14 protein-coding genes are annotated in these 14151 nt (G+C 63.6%); 3 read left to right on the top strand and 11 right to left on the bottom strand.

The genetic code is table 11. The features are described 5' to 3' along the window. Window positions 1-31: 31 nt before the first annotated feature. From J2X44_RS11835 to wecB, 10 genes are all read right to left on the bottom strand, one after another. Window positions 32-442 carry a hypothetical protein gene (locus tag J2X44_RS11835; protein WP_310084180.1) on the bottom strand — a complete coding sequence of 137 codons (411 nt, stop codon included), beginning with the start codon at window positions 440-442 and terminating at the stop codon, window positions 32-34. 37 nt (window positions 443-479) lie between these two features. Beyond that, entirely contained in the window at window positions 480-2426 is a 1947-nt protein-coding gene (gene ftsH, locus J2X44_RS11830; RefSeq protein ID WP_310084177.1) for an ATP-dependent zinc metalloprotease FtsH, read from the bottom strand. A gap of 81 nt (window positions 2427-2507) precedes the next feature. Then, window positions 2508-3512 carry a tRNA lysidine(34) synthetase TilS gene (gene tilS / locus J2X44_RS11825; RefSeq protein ID WP_310084172.1) on the bottom strand — a complete coding sequence of 335 codons (1005 nt, stop codon included), beginning with the start codon at window positions 3510-3512 and terminating at the stop codon, window positions 2508-2510. Then, window positions 3466-4410 (bottom strand): tetratricopeptide repeat protein, encoded by a 945-nt coding sequence (locus J2X44_RS11820; RefSeq protein WP_405053370.1) that lies wholly within the window; start codon window positions 4408-4410, stop codon window positions 3466-3468. Before J2X44_RS11820 ends, tilS begins: the two co-directional genes overlap by 47 nt. Window positions 4411-4524: 114 nt before the next feature. Beyond that, the gene (locus J2X44_RS11815) at window positions 4525-5382 is read right to left on the bottom strand and encodes a RodZ domain-containing protein (RefSeq protein WP_310084166.1); all 858 of its coding nucleotides are present in this window, start codon (window positions 5380-5382) and stop codon (window positions 4525-4527) included. A 143-nt stretch (window positions 5383-5525) separates the two neighbouring features. Further along, the gene (hslU, locus tag J2X44_RS11810; RefSeq protein WP_310084163.1) at window positions 5526-6827 is read right to left on the bottom strand and encodes an ATP-dependent protease ATPase subunit HslU; all 1302 of its coding nucleotides are present in this window, start codon (window positions 6825-6827) and stop codon (window positions 5526-5528) included. A gap of 6 nt (window positions 6828-6833) precedes the next feature. After that, window positions 6834-7400, bottom strand: coding sequence for an ATP-dependent protease subunit HslV (gene hslV, locus J2X44_RS11805; protein WP_310084161.1), 567 nt, complete (start codon window positions 7398-7400; stop codon window positions 6834-6836). Window positions 7401-7455: 55 nt separating this feature from the next. Continuing rightward, complete coding sequence (locus J2X44_RS11800) at window positions 7456-8298, bottom strand: class I mannose-6-phosphate isomerase (protein ID WP_310084159.1); 843 nt, start codon at window positions 8296-8298, stop codon at window positions 7456-7458. A 13-nt stretch (window positions 8299-8311) separates the two neighbouring features. After that, the gene (gene wecC, locus J2X44_RS11795) at window positions 8312-9607 is read right to left on the bottom strand and encodes a UDP-N-acetyl-D-mannosamine dehydrogenase (protein ID WP_310084156.1); all 1296 of its coding nucleotides are present in this window, start codon (window positions 9605-9607) and stop codon (window positions 8312-8314) included. Beyond that, window positions 9597-10703: a non-hydrolyzing UDP-N-acetylglucosamine 2-epimerase gene (gene wecB, locus J2X44_RS11790; RefSeq protein WP_310084154.1), complete on the bottom strand. Its 1107-nt coding sequence runs from the start codon at window positions 10701-10703 to the stop codon at window positions 9597-9599. The genes wecC and wecB overlap by 11 nt, the downstream gene beginning before the upstream one ends. A 261-nt stretch (window positions 10704-10964) precedes the next feature. On the opposite strand from wecB, the gene J2X44_RS11785 reads away from it, so the two are divergent. After that, window positions 10965-11747 (top strand): metallophosphoesterase family protein, encoded by a 783-nt coding sequence (locus tag J2X44_RS11785; RefSeq protein ID WP_405053369.1) that lies wholly within the window; start codon window positions 10965-10967, stop codon window positions 11745-11747. A 49-nt stretch (window positions 11748-11796) separates the two neighbouring features. Here J2X44_RS11785 and J2X44_RS11780 read toward each other — a convergent pair whose 3' ends face one another. Then, complete coding sequence (locus J2X44_RS11780; protein WP_310084150.1) at window positions 11797-11994, bottom strand: hypothetical protein; 198 nt, start codon at window positions 11992-11994, stop codon at window positions 11797-11799. 58 nt (window positions 11995-12052) lie between these two features. On the opposite strand from J2X44_RS11780, the gene J2X44_RS11775 reads away from it, so the two are divergent. Both J2X44_RS11775 and J2X44_RS11770 read left to right on the top strand, forming a co-directional pair. Continuing rightward, window positions 12053-13321 carry an O-antigen ligase family protein gene (locus J2X44_RS11775; RefSeq protein ID WP_310087026.1) on the top strand — a complete coding sequence of 423 codons (1269 nt, stop codon included), beginning with the start codon at window positions 12053-12055 and terminating at the stop codon, window positions 13319-13321. 78 nt (window positions 13322-13399) lie between these two features. Next, a complete protein-coding gene (locus J2X44_RS11770) occupies window positions 13400-14137 on the top strand; it encodes a polysaccharide biosynthesis/export family protein (RefSeq protein ID WP_310084147.1) in 738 nt (245 codons plus the stop codon). Window positions 14138-14151: the final 14 nt, after the last annotated feature.

Raw genomic sequence — 14151 nt, 5'->3', positions numbered from 1 at the left:
CCGTCTCCTTGGTCGATCGCTCCATGGCGCATCAGGCAGGGCAGGGGTAGCGTTTCTTCATCAGCGCATCGAACGCCGTATTGATGGTCACCGCCTTGCGCGCCGGGGCAGGATAGGATCGCAGATGCGCCAACCACTGGTCGGGGGTCAGCGTCCCCGATTCGGGCGGGCAACTCGTCGTTTTCCGGCCCGCGCGGCGATCGGCGTCGATCCGCGCCTTGTACCGTTTCCCGGCGGCGACGACTTCGCCCTTGAGCTGGTTTCCCTGCGGCGTGGCCAGCGCAAGCGGCCCGAGCCGGGCGATGGCATCGGCGCGCGCCAGAAAGGCCGCGACGCTCATGTCCCCGGGCGCCATCGCGACCAGCAATGGCGCGGCGAGCAAGACTGGCAGGATGCGGGCATGTTTCGCCGGGACCATGCGCCGCAAAATGCCGTCAGCCAATGAATAACCCCTGAATCGGACGCGCCGGGCTCCAGGCCTAGGCGCCTTGGGGCTTGGGGTCGCCGAACGGTCCGCGCGGCTTGCGCTTGATCTGCGGCAGCGAGCCTGCATGGCCCGCAACCGGGGTGCCGCGCTTGTCGGCATCGTCCTCGCGGCCGATGTCTTCGCCCTTGATCGCGCGTTTCGATTCCTCTCCCGACAGCGTTTCATATTCGAGCAGCGCGCCAGCGAGCAGGTGGAGCTCGTCGAGATGATCGGTCAACACCTTGCGCGCGACATTCTCGCCTTCTTCGACCAACCGGCGAACTTCGGCGTCGATCAGCCGCGCGGTATCTTCGGACATATTCTGCGCGCGCGATACGCTATGGCCGAGGAAAACCTCGTCCTGATTGTCGCGATAACGCAGCCAGCCCAGTTTTTCCGACATGCCATATTCCATGACCATCGAGCGCGCCATGTCGGTCGCCTGCTGAATGTCGTTCGACGCACCGGTGTTGAGTTCGTCCTTGCCGTAGATCAGCTGTTCGGCGATGCGGCCGCCAAAGCAGAGCGCAAGCCGCGCCTTCATCTGCTTCATGCTCATCGAATAACGGTCGCGTTCGGGCAGGTTCCACGTCACGCCGAGCGCGCGACCGCGCGGGATGATCGTCACCTTGTGCAGCGGGTCGCAACCGTCGACATGCAACGATACGAGCGCATGACCCGCCTCGTGATAGGCGGTCGATTTCTTCTCGTCTTCGGTCATTACCATCGAACGCCGCTCGGCGCCCATCATGACCTTGTCCTTCGCTTCTTCGAATTCGTCGTTGGCGATCAGGCGCTTGCCCTTGCGCGCCGCGAGCAGCGCGGCTTCGTTGCACAGATTGGCCAGATCGGCGCCGGAGAAGCCCGGGGTGCCGCGCGCGACGCGGCGCAGATCGACGTCGGGTGCGAGCGGCTTTTTGCGGGTGTGGACTTCGAGGATCTTCTGGCGACCCTCGATGTCGGGGCGCGGCACAACGACCTGGCGGTCGAAGCGGCCCGGGCGGAGGAGGGCCGGGTCGAGCACGTCGGGGCGGTTGGTCGCGGCGACGATGATGATGCCTTCGTTCGCCTCGAAGCCGTCCATTTCGACGAGCAGCTGGTTAAGTGTCTGTTCGCGCTCGTCATTACCATTGCCGAGCCCAGCGCCGCGGTGGCGGCCGACCGCGTCGATTTCGTCGATGAACACGATGCACGGCGCGTTGCGCTTGGCCTGTTCGAACATATCGCGGACGCGGCTGGCGCCGACGCCGACAAACATTTCGACGAAATCCGAACCCGAAATGGTGAAAAAGGGCACGCCCGCTTCACCCGCGATAGCGCGGGCGAGCAGCGTCTTGCCAGTGCCGGGCGAACCGACGAGCAGCGCGCCCTTCGGAATCTGGCCGCCGAGCTTCGAGAATTTGGTCGGATCGCGCAGGAACTCGACGATTTCCTCGAGCTCCTCGCGGGCTTCGTCGATCCCGGCGACATCGTCGAAAGTCACTTTGCCCTGTTTTTCGGTCAGCATCTTGGCGCGCGACTTGCCAAAGCCCATCGCACCCGAGCCGTTGTTTTTCTGAACCTGGCGAAACACGAAAAACGCGATGCCGAGAATCAGCAGGAAGGGCAGCGACTGGAAGAGCATATACATCCAGAAATTGGGCGCTTCGGTCGCCTTGCCGTCATATTTGACGCCATTGTCATTGAGCATCTTGAGCAAGTCGGGATCTCGCACGACATTGGCGGTGAAGCGGTCGCCGTTCGACAGCGTGCCGGTTACCTTGTCTTCGGACAGCACGACGTCCTTGACGCTGCCTTCCTCGACCTTCTGGCGGAACTCCGAATAGGCCAGCGCGCTGCCCGCAGGCTGCGCGGCGCCGCCGAACATCGAGGCGACGAGGAGCATGGCCAGCAAGATGCCGCTCCAGATCATCACACTCTTCATCCAGGGGTTGCCCTGCGGTTCCTTGTCGTCCTGCATGCGAGTACTTTCCTAATCGGCGCGGCGATGCGCTCCTGTCCCCACAAGATAGGATAATCGGGTTAAATGACAATGAGGCAATCAGGCCTTTTTGGGCGCTTTCCGGCGCGGTGCCGCAGAAATGCGCCAGATTGTCCCTTCAAAGCCGCGAACGGCATCGATCAGCAGCGCTCCGACCATCGCGCGCTTGCCGCCATGCATCGCGGCAATCACGCCATCGAGCGAGGCACCGCGCACCGCGAGCTGCGGCGCATTGGCGCGCAGGCGCTGCGCCACGATGCGGCGGAACATCTCGCGCGGATAGCCCTCATCGCGGATCACCGCGATGTCGGAAGCGTCGGGCCAGGATGCGATCGACCGCTCGACCGCCCAGTCGATCGCCTCGTCGGCCTCGGCCAGCCACTCGGCCGATCGCGCCGCCGCCGCCGGGTCGAGCACCGACTGCGATCGCAGCGCCTGGCGCAGCCGCGCGCGGTCGAACCGATTGTCGCTGTTCGACGGATCATCGACGAAGGGCAGGTCGGCATCGAGCGCCAGATCGACGAGATCGCCGCGCCGCCAGCGCAGCAAGGGGCGCAGAATGACGCCGTTGCGCGCGCGGATCGCGGCGAGGCCGCTGACGCCGCTGCTGCGATTGAGCCGCATCACCAGCGTTTCAAGCTGGTCGTCGGCATGGTGCGCGGTGACGATATGATCGAGCGCGTTGGCGCCGCGCCATTGTTCGAGCAGCTGATAGCGTTCGGCCCGCGCCGCGGCTTGCAACGATCCCTTGATCGGCGCGGCGGGTCGCAGGGTCGAATGCGGGATATGTTCGCGCTCGCAAAAGCCCGCGACCATGCGGGCTTCGTCGTCGGATCCCTTGCGAAGGCCGTGATCGACCGTTGCCGCCCAGACCTGTCCAGGCAGCAGCGTGGCCATCAGCCAGAGCAGTGCCATGCTGTCTGGCCCGCCGGACACGGCGACGCCATAATGGAAGCGGTGCCAATCGGATCCAACGAGCGCGCGCAGGTCGCTCGCCAGCCGGTCGGCGCTGTCGCGGTCAGCAACCTGCTTTTGTTTTGGCGGTAGCTGCATCGGTCCGGACATCCTGCGGAGCCTTGTCACCATAGACTTCTTCGAGCTCGCGGAACGCCTTGCAGGCGTCGGCCTTGCGGCCGAGCTTGTCGAGCGCGACGCCCATGTACATCAGGCTGTGCGGCGCGCGGGCGCCGCTCGGACGATCCTTGTAATTGTTGTAGAATGCGACGGCCGCGAGGCTGGGTTTGCCTTCGTCCAGATAGGCACGGCCCAGCAGATTCTGGGCAAAGCTGGCCTGGCTGCTGTTCGGCCATTTGGTCACGACCTGTTTCAGCTGGACCTGCGCCTCGGGGTAGAGCTTGGCTTCCCACAGGCGATAGCCATAGTCGTAGGCGTCTTTCGTGTCGTTGCCGGTCGCAGGGATTTCGACTTTTTTGACCAGCGCGAGCCGCGCGGCATTGGGGGTGGCGTTCGCGGGCTTGGCGGCGGTTGTTGTCGGCTTTTTCGCCGGTGCGGCGGCTGCTGTCGATGTGGTCGCGGGCGGCTTCACCGTCGGGGTAGGCGACAGGCTCGCGGGCGTTGCCACGGCCGCCGGGTCGGCAAATCGCTTGTCCATCTCGGCCTTGTAGGCGGTGAACTGCTTTTCCAGCTCGCGCAGCTGAAACGCATTTTGTTCGGTCTGGCCGGTCAGGGTCTGGAGCTGGCTTTCCAGCGCATCGACGCGGGCGGTCAGGTCGATGACCGGCGCATTGGTTCGCGCGCGTTCGCCTGGAGTGTTGTCGGGCGCGATCTCGCCTTCGAAAAAGGTCGGGCTGCCGCCGGGAAACACTGAGCGCTGGACCGCCCGCATTTCCTTTTCCAGCCGCTCGACCCGCTTGTCGATGGCGCCGTCCTGCGCCGCCGCGGGCATCGTCGCCAGCAGCGCGACGGAAGCCGCCCCGAGGAAAGTGATATCACGCATCTTCATCTGCCGTTCGGCCCCCACCAATTAACCATTTTGTCGCTCATAACGCGGCAACGCGCGCCAGCGCAAACTCAATTCGGCGCGCTGCCGCTCTGACCGGCCCGAATGATGGCCGATTCAGCCCTTGGGCTGCGCGCTCGCCGTCGCCGCTGCGTTCGCGGCGCCATTGCCTTCGGCGCGCGCCACCAGGTCGGCGGGCTTGAGCGAAATGCCTTTTACCAGCGTGTCAGCCGGCCCGATCGCGCCGACGTCGCGGCCGCCGACAGTCACCTTCAGCGCCTGCGGAATGCTCGTGCGCAGCGTGAATTGCGCGATATATTCGGGCGGCACCTGATAGGTTTCGCCCGGATCGAGCGTCCGCCAGTTTTCGGTCTTACCCGCCGCGTCGTCGAATCCGATCCACACTTCGGATATGCCGGTCAGCACGACGGGCGCATTGGCGGCGACGGCGGCGGTGCCTGCTTTGGCTGTCGGCGGTGTGGCGGCGTCGCTCTGCGGCGCTTCGGATGCGTCGGCCGCGCGGTTCTGTGCCGCCACCAGGGCTTCGCCGGGTTCGACTGACAGGAAACGCCACACGCCATAGGCCGAGGCGAGGAGCAGCGCGACGATCACCAGCGTCCAGGTCATCCGTGCGGTGGGCAGGCGGGCCGGATCGGTCGGCTCATAGGCTTCATAAAGCGGCCGCGCGCCATAAGCGTCTTCTTCGAGTTCACGGCGGACCGCGGCGCCGACTTCGGCCTCCGGCAGGTCGACCGCGCGGGCGTAAGCGCGCGCAAAACCGGTGACATAGGTGCGGCCCGGGAGTTCCGAGAAATCCGACTTTTCGATCGCCGACAGATGACGCTGGGTGATCCGCGTCCGCGTCGCCACATCGGCAAGCGACAACCCCGCCGCTTCCCGCGCCAGCCGAAGCCGATCGCCGGTGCGCGTGATCGCCAACTCGCCCTGTTCCGGGGCGACGTCCTCATCTGTCATTACTGTCTCCGCGCCGGTCGGTTGCAACCCTGTGTGACCGTGTCGCGCCATTCATCGCATTGACGAACGGAAAAAGTCAAATGAAGTTCGGCGAACGAAAGGCTGAAAAGATGCCTTAATACGTCCGCCCGAACCGCCGCGGGCTACAGCACATATTTGCTGAGGTCGGTATCGCCGACCACTTCGGCGAGTTGGCGATCGACATAGGCGGCATCGACCGCCAGCGTGGTGCCGGTCATGTCCTCGGCGCCAAAGCTGACCTCCTCGACCAGCCGCTCCATGATCGTCTGCAATCGCCGCGCGCCGATATTTTCGACCCGTTCATTGACCTCGGCGGCCAGCTTGGCGACCCGCGCGATCGCGTCGTCGGTGAACGACAGGGTAACCCCCTCGGTGCCGAGCAGCGCGGCATATTGTTCGGGCAGCCCCGCTTTGGTTTCGCTCAGGATGCGGACAAAATCGGCTTCGGTGAGCGCGCTCAGCTCGACGCGGATCGGCAAACGGCCTTGCAGCTCGGGGAGCAGGTCGCTCGGCTTGGCGACATGAAAGGCGCCGCTGGCGATGAACAGGATGTGGTCGGTCTTCATCGGACCATATTTGGTCGCCACTGTCGTTCCCTCGATCAGCGGCAGCAGGTCGCGCTGCACTCCTTCGCGGCTGACGGACCCGCCGCGCACATCGCTGACCGCGATTTTGTCGATCTCGTCGAGGAAGACAATGCCGTTAGCCTCGGCATCGGCCAGCGCGATGCGCGCGACGTCGTCCTGATCGAGCCGTTTGTCTTGTTCCTCTTCGATCAGCCGCGTTGCGGCGTCAATCACCTTCAGCTTGCGGCGCTTTTTGGGGGCGCCGCCCATCGCCTTGCCGAGCATGTCGGACAGGTTGATCATGTTCATCTGTCCCGGCTGGCCGGGCAGTTCGAACGGCATCGACGGCGCATCGGCGATTTCGATCTCGACCTCGCTGTCGTCGAGATGTCCGTCGCGAATGCGCTGGCGAAAGCTCTGCCGCGTCGCCTCGCTCGCGCCTTTGCCGGTCAACGCATCGAGCAGGCGTTCCATCGCGGCTTCCTCGGCGGCGGCGCGCACCGCTTCGCGGCGGCGCTCTTTTTCCAGCCGCACGGCTTCTTCGACCAAGTCGCGGGCGATCTGTTCGACGTCGCGACCGACATAGCCGACCTCAGTGAATTTGGTCGCCTCGACCTTGATAAAGGGGGCGTCGGCGAGCTTGGCCAGACGGCGCGAAATCTCGGTCTTGCCGCAGCCGGTGGGGCCGATCATCAGGATATTCTTCGGCGTCACTTCGTCGCGCAAGTCGGCCGACAGCTGCTGGCGGCGCCAGCGATTGCGCAGCGCCACCGCGACCGCGCGCTTGGCGGCGTCCTGGCCGATGATATGCGTGTCGAGCGCAGCGACGATCGCCTTGGGAGTCAGGTCTTTGTTCATCTGTTTTTACGCCTGGGTTTCGATGGTTTCTTGGGTGAACTGGTCGTTGGTATAGACGCAGATGTCGGCGGCGACCTGCATCGCCTTGCGCACCAGTATTTCGGCGTCCTTTTCATATTCGGCGAGCGCGGTCGCGGCAGCGAGGGCGTAATTGCCGCCCGATCCGATCGCGGCGATGCCACCCTTGGGCTCCAGCACGTCGCCGTTGCCGGTGATGACCAAAGTGACCTCCTTGTCGGCGACGATCATCATCGCTTCGAGATTGCGGAGAAATTTGTCGGTGCGCCAATCCTTGGCGAGTTCGACCGCGGCGCGCAGCAATTGGCCGTTGTGGCGTTCCAGCTTGGCCTCTAGCCGCTCGAAAAGCGTAAAGGCGTCGGCGGTTGCGCCAGCAAATCCGCCGATGACGCTGCCATCATGCAGGCGCCGAACCTTGCGCGCGTTGGGCTTCATCACGGTCTGGCCCATCGACACCTGCCCGTCGCCGATGATGACGACCTTGTCTGGGGTGCGGGCGGACAGGATGGTGGTTCCGTGCCAAGGCGCGGCACTTTGCGCATGAGAATTGGTCATGGGGCGGGATATGGGAGATAGCGGGCGGGGCCGCAAGAGGAGGGCGATGGGCCGGTCAGGCGGCCCAGCACAGAAGGGCGCGGGCGCCGGGTGCGATTTCGACCAGCGAGGCATCGTCGATCAGCACCGCTTCTCCCAGCGATACCGTTTCGCCCGCCGCGCGGCATCCGGGCGACAGCGGCACGAACGTCAGTTCACCACGGGCATCAGCGATCGCCTCCTGATTGACCGACCCGGTCAGGTGGAGCACGTGGAAATGGGGACCGCTGACCAGCCTGGCATCGGCGGCGGGATCGACACGGCGGTCGCGGGGGTCGGCGACGGGATCGAGCCGGGCAACGGCCAGCCCCTCGTCCAGGTGCAGATCGCGCGGCCTGCCATAGTCATAGAGCCGGTAGGTGCGATCGATATTTTGCTGCACTTCGACAATCGTCAGGCCGGCCCCGATCGCGTGGATCGTGCCAGCGGGGTTGTAGACGAAATCATCCTTGGCCGCAGCCCGCCAGTCGATCAGATCGACGATCGAGCCGTCGAGCGCTGCGGCGCGGAGTGCGTCGCGGTCGACCTCAACGGTCAACCCCGCGCCCAGTTCGGCATCGGCGTCGGCCGCGAGGACTAGCCAACATTCGTCCTTGCCCCGCGCCAGGCCTGCGGCTTTTGCCGCAATGTCATCGGGGTGAACCTGAACTGACAGGCGTTCGGAGGTGAACAGGAATTTGACCATCAGCGGCGCGGCATCGCCGCCCGGATGAGCGAACCAGATCTCTCCGATGCGGCGTCCCTGAAAATCGCCATATTCGCGCGGAATATCGTCGCGTCCCCACGGCTTTTCGACGACCAGGCGTGGCAGTCGCCGGACGTTTCCGGCGTTATGGCGCGGACGGGGAAGGGATGCCATGTACAAGGAGGGTTCAGGCCGCGCGATGCAGCGGACTGGCGCCTGCCACATTCGGTTGGTCGAGCCACAGGCCGCGCGTGTCATAGACGATTTTGTCGCTGCGTTCTTCCAGCGGGATGGATTTGAACAGGTCGTGATCGACGAGGACGATCAGAATGTCACAGGCGGCCAGCGCACTGTCGAGATCGATCAACGCGGCGCCGGTCCCGGCGAACTCCATCGGCAGCCCCCGGGCATAGGGTTCGACGATCTGGATCTGCTGGCCGAACCGGCGCGCTAGTGCCGCAGCGACTTCGACCGCGGGGCTTTCGCGGAAATCGTCGATATTGGGTTTGAACGCGAGGCCGAGGCAGGCGACGCGCGCGTGGGGATATTGTGACACCAGCATTTCGGCGGCGCCAATGACATGCGCGGTCTTGGCCAGATTGACCTCGCGCGCGGTGCGGATCAGGCGGCTGTGATCGGGGGCGCCATGGACCAGGAACCAAGGATCGACCGCGATGCAATGGCCGCCGACGCCAGGGCCGGGTTGCAGGATGTTGACGCGCGGGTGACGGTTGGCGAGGCGGATCACCTCCCAGACATCGACCCCCATCTGTTCGGCCATCATCGACAGCTCATTGGCAAAGGCGATGTTGACGTCACGGTAGCTGTTTTCGACCAGCTTCACCATTTCGGCGGCGCGCGCCGACGTGGTTACGCACGCGCCGCGCACGAACTGGCGGTAAAAGGTCATCGCGCGGCGGGCGCAGCGCGGCGTGATGCCGCCGATGCAGCGATCATTATCGACCAGCTCGACCAGGATGCGGCCGGGCAGCACGCGTTCGGGGCAATAGGCGACGAAGATGTCGGCGGCGCCGGCGCAGGCGCCGGGAACCTTGAGGTCGGGGCGCAACTCGGCGAGCAGCGCGGCGACCTTTTCGGTCGTGCCGACGGGTGAGGTCGATTCGAGGATGACGAGATTGCCCGCTTCCAGTTTCGGCGCGATTGCGCGCGCGGCGGACAGGACATGGGTAATGTCGGGCCGGTGCGCGTCATCGTGGGGCGTCGGCACCGCGATGACAAAAGTGTCGGCGGGCGCGACATCGACCGACGCCACCAGCGCACCGCGCGCAACGACCCCTTGGACCAAGCCGTCGAGGTCGACTTCTTCGATATGCACTTTGCCGCTGTTGACCGTATCGACGACATGCTGACTGACATCGACGCCGGTCACCTTGCAACCCGAGCGCGCGATCAACGCGGCGGTCGGCAGGCCGATGTAACCAAGCCCGAGGACGGTGACCGTCTGATGTGTATCAATGGGCACGTGCAACAATCTCCGCAATCTGTCTGGCCGCCGTGCCGTCACCGAACGGATTGTGGGCGCGCGCCATGGCCGAATAGACGTCTTTATCGTCCAGAAGCCTGAAAATTTCGGAAACAATACGCGCTTTGTCGGTTCCGACAAGCCGCGCAGTGCCCGCCTCGATGCCTTCGGGGCGCTCGGTCGTTTCGCGCATGACCAGCACCGGTTTGCCCAGCGCCGGCGCTTCTTCCTGAACCCCGCCACTGTCGGTCAGTACCAGCTCGCTTGCGGCAAGCAGGCGGACGAAGTGCGGATAGTCCAGCGGATCAATCAACGCGACATTGTCGAGATTGCCGAGGATCGGCTCCATCGCGCTGCGGACATGTGGGTTCGGGTGGACCGGAAAGACGACCGCGACGTCGTCGCGCGCGGCGATCCCTGCGATGGCATCGGCGATCGCTTTCATCCCCTCACCGAAATTCTCGCGCCGGTGCGACGTCACCGCGATGATCCGCTTGCCGGCAAAGCGCGCAAGCAGCGGATCAAGGCCCGCGGCAAGCACCGGCTCCTCATCGATCCGCGCCTTGGTCGCGAGCAGCGCATCGATGACGGTGTTGCCCGTGATGTGAATCCGGTCAGCGGGCACATTTTCGGCTCGCAACGCCCCCGCCGCGGTTTCGGTCGGCGCGAAATGCAGGTCAGCCACCGCTCCGGCGACCTTGCGGTTCACCTCTTCAGGCCAAGGATGGTAGATATTGCCACTGCGCAAGCCCGCCTCGACATGGCCGACCGGGATCTTGCGGAAATAAGCTGCGAGGGTGGCGGCCATTGTCGTCAACGTGTCGCCATGCACCAGCACTCGGTCGGGCTGTTCGCCGTCGAATGTTTCGCCCAGTCCGACCACCAGCCGGGCGAGCAGGCCGTCCAGCGTCTGGTTGGCCTGCATGACATCCAGATCGACGTCCGGGGTGATCCGGGCGATTTCGAGAACCTGGTCGAGCATCTCGCGGTGCTGCGCAGTCACGCAAACGCGCACGTCGAGCGTCGGCGTCTGGCGCAAGGCGTGGACCACCGGGAACATCTTGATCGCTTCTGGACGGGTGCCAAACACGACCATGATTTTTCGGCTGTCAGGCGGGGGGGGTGAACGCAGTTCCAAAGGCATGAATCGGGTGGTTCCTTGGCTAATCTTCCGGCCGTCCTAGCGCAAAGCTCTTGCCGGTCGCTTAACTTGGCTCTAATCGCCGCGCCGACCGCAAGGGATTCTCGATCGGCTGTCCGGTTGGTGTATCACAAAGTGGCACGGCATCCGTCATCGAGGGGGCAGACGGACATGTTCGGTTTTGTAAGCTGCTGATATAGTTGATATAACGCCCATATGTCATTTCTAGGTTTCTTGAAACGCCGGCAACGCGACGACCGGGTGTCGGCGACGCCTTCGCGCGTGCCCGATGGCCAGCGCGTTTATGCTATCGGCGATATTCACGGCCGTGATGATCTTTTCGCGCAATTGCTGGCCAAGGTCGAGGCCGATAACGCCGCCCGCGGCGAGGCCTTTACAACCTTGATCTTACTTGGCGATCTTGTCGATCGCGGTCCCGATTCCGCATCGGTGATCGAGCGGGCAATCGGGCTGGGGGCGCCGTTCGACAAGGTGGTGATGCTCATCGGCAATCACGAAGAATGTTTCCTCGCCGCGCTGACCGGCGATTTGAAACGGGTGCGTTATTTCGTCCGTATCGGCGGCGACGCCACCATCCGCAGCTATTGGGGCGATGATGCGGCCTATGCCGCGGCGAGTTTCGAAGAGCTGGCGCAGCAGTTGCCCGGTGTGGTGCCGCAGTCGCACATCGATTTCCTGAGCCGCGGCGAAGATATGGTCCAGATCGGCGACTATGTCTTTGTCCATGCGGGGGTGCGGCCCGGCGTGCCGCTGGAGCGGCAGAAACTGTCCGACCTGCGCTGGATCCGCGAGGATTTTCTGGAAGCCAACGATAGCTTTGACGGGATAATCGTTTATGGCCACACCATATCCGAAACCGTTGACGAGGCGGCGAATCGGATCGGAATCGATACGGGAGCCTATATGACGGGACGTCTGACCGCGCTGGGTTTGGAAGGCGATAATCGCTGGTTTCTCGACACAGTTGATGACGCGTAAGCCGAGCGGCGAGCGGCAAGCAATATGGGAGTTGTAGGAGCCATGAGCCTTAACGGGGCCGCGCCGACGCTGCGCCGGTTGAACGGCGGCGTTGTTCGATGAACCGATTTCCGACCAAGGGATCGTCAACCAGAAAGGCGCATCTGTTTACCGCCGCTGGCGAAATGTCAGCGCGGGGCCGGTGGGTGATGGCGACGGCGTTCGTCGCGATCATCGCATTGATGGGTGGTTCGTCGCGCAGCGACATCGCATCGCTGCCCTTTTTGCGCGCTTTCGCCGTCCTCTTTGCCTTTGGCGCCGTGGCGATGACGCCCGCGTCGGCCTGGCGGTCGCTCAAGATGCCGTTATTGCTGCTCGCGGCCCTGGCAGTCTGGATGGTGGTTCAGCTTGTCCCGCTGCCATCGGATGTCTGGCGGAACCTGCCAAGCCGCGACGTCATTTTTAAGATGGATGCGCTGCTTGGGCATGGCGACCGGTGGCGGCCGATCAGCCTGACGCCGTCGCTGACCCTAAACAGCCTGCTGTCGCTTGTCGTGCCCTCCGCGGCGTTACTGGTTGCGGCCGCGGCGCCTGTCGAGCAGCGCGAACGGCTGTGGTGGCTTATCTGGGGATTCGCCGTCGCGTCATCGGCATTTGCCCTGATGCAGTTTGTCGCCGGACCGCGCAGCGCCTTTTATCTGTACCGGATTACCAATGAGGAAGGGCTGGTGGGGCTCTTTGCCAATCGCAATCATCAGGCCTTTCTGCTCGCGCTGGCAATCGTGGCCGCCAGTTGGCTGATCGTCAAAGACATGGTCCGCAAGCAGCGCAAGCCGCTCGTCATCGCGGCGCTGGGCAGCAGTATCGCCTTGTTTTTTGTCCTCATCCTGATCACCGGTTCGCGCCTTGGCCTGCTTTGCGGCACATTGGCGCTGATCTTGTCTTTCGTCGTCGTCCGTTGGGGGTATCGGTTTCGCCACCAGCCAGTGAATCAACTGCGCACGGCAAAGTCTGCGCGCTGGGACCGGCTGATTCGGATATCGCTGACTTTGGTGCCCGTCGTCATCGTGGTGATCGTCGGCCTGACGACCTATTTGTCGGGGCGGGCGAGTTCGATCACCCGAATGCTTGGAAATTCGGGAGACACCGCCGCGGAAATGCGGCTGGAGGCATTGTCCACCGTCACCGAATTGCTGCGCGGTCAGTGGCTTTGGGGATCGGGGTTTGGATCCTTTGCCAAAGCGTTCCAAGTCGTCGAGCCCGATGCGCTGCTGCGGCCGACCTATTTCAATCACGCCCACAACGACTGGTTGCAGTTTCCGATCGAAGGCGGCCTTCCGGCGATGGTGATCGCGCTCACGGCGATCGGGTGGCTGGCGTGGACGATCTTGCGTGCGATACGCCAGCGCACGGGTTCCGGCGGACCAGCCACGATCGAACAGGTGACGCTGGCGACGTGCTTTGTGTTTCTGGCGATTGGCAGTCTCGTCGACTATCCGCTGCGGCAACCATCGTTGATGATGGTGTTCGCTGTTCTTGTCGTGATCCTGGTACGGGCTCGATCCGACGGCGACAGATTGGGAAAAAGGGACTAGCGGGCTTCCGTAGCCCGTCGTTTCTGCCTATGGGCGTTTTTCATTTACCTAATTATCCTTGGTCTGGAATCCTCATTTATGAATGGCCTGCGTATCATTTTTGTTGTCGCGGCAATAGCGTTGTCCGGCTGTACAAAAGCTCCTGGACCGGTTGCGGTAAACCCCGCGTCGGGGGTTACGTTGCTCACCGACCTGCCGACGCCAGGCGGCAATGATACGCGCCAGACTTCGCGGCAATCTTTTGTCGGGCCATTTACCGAGCTTGCCATCGACGTATATGGCGTTCGCGACCTTCAGCGCGACGTGCTGACCGACGGCGAGGGAAAATTCAATTTTCCGCTGGTGGGGCTGGTCGATGGGGCGGGGAAGACGCCCGATCAGGTGGCGCGCGAAATTGAGCAGCGGCTGGCAGGGCGTTATATCCGCAACCCCAATGTCAGCGTGAATTTCAAGGTGCCGACCAACCCGGCGCTGATGCTGGCGCAATCGGTGACGGTTGATGGTGAAGTCACAAAGCCCGGTCAATTTCCGATCTATGGCAAGGTGACGCTGATGCGCGCTATCGCCTTGGCCGGCGGCACGACCGAATTTTCCAAGCTGGATGAAGTGCTGATCTTTCGCAAGGTCGAGGGGCAGCAATATGTCGGCGCCTATAATCTTCAGGCGATCCGGCGCGGCAATTACGGCGATCCGGAGATTTATCCCAACGACGTCGTCGTCGTGGGCGACTCCCCGCAGCGTCGGATGTTCGACAATATTTTGAAGGCATCGACGCTGCTGACCACGCCGCTCATCATTCTCGGCAACCAGATCTAAGACGGACAGCAAAT

Source organism: Sphingopyxis sp. BE259 (assembly GCF_031457495.1).
Classification (GTDB): domain Bacteria; phylum Pseudomonadota; class Alphaproteobacteria; order Sphingomonadales; family Sphingomonadaceae; genus Sphingopyxis.
Note: the sequence above shows the minus strand (reverse complement) of the source record. Positions and strands in the feature narration are given on the sequence as shown.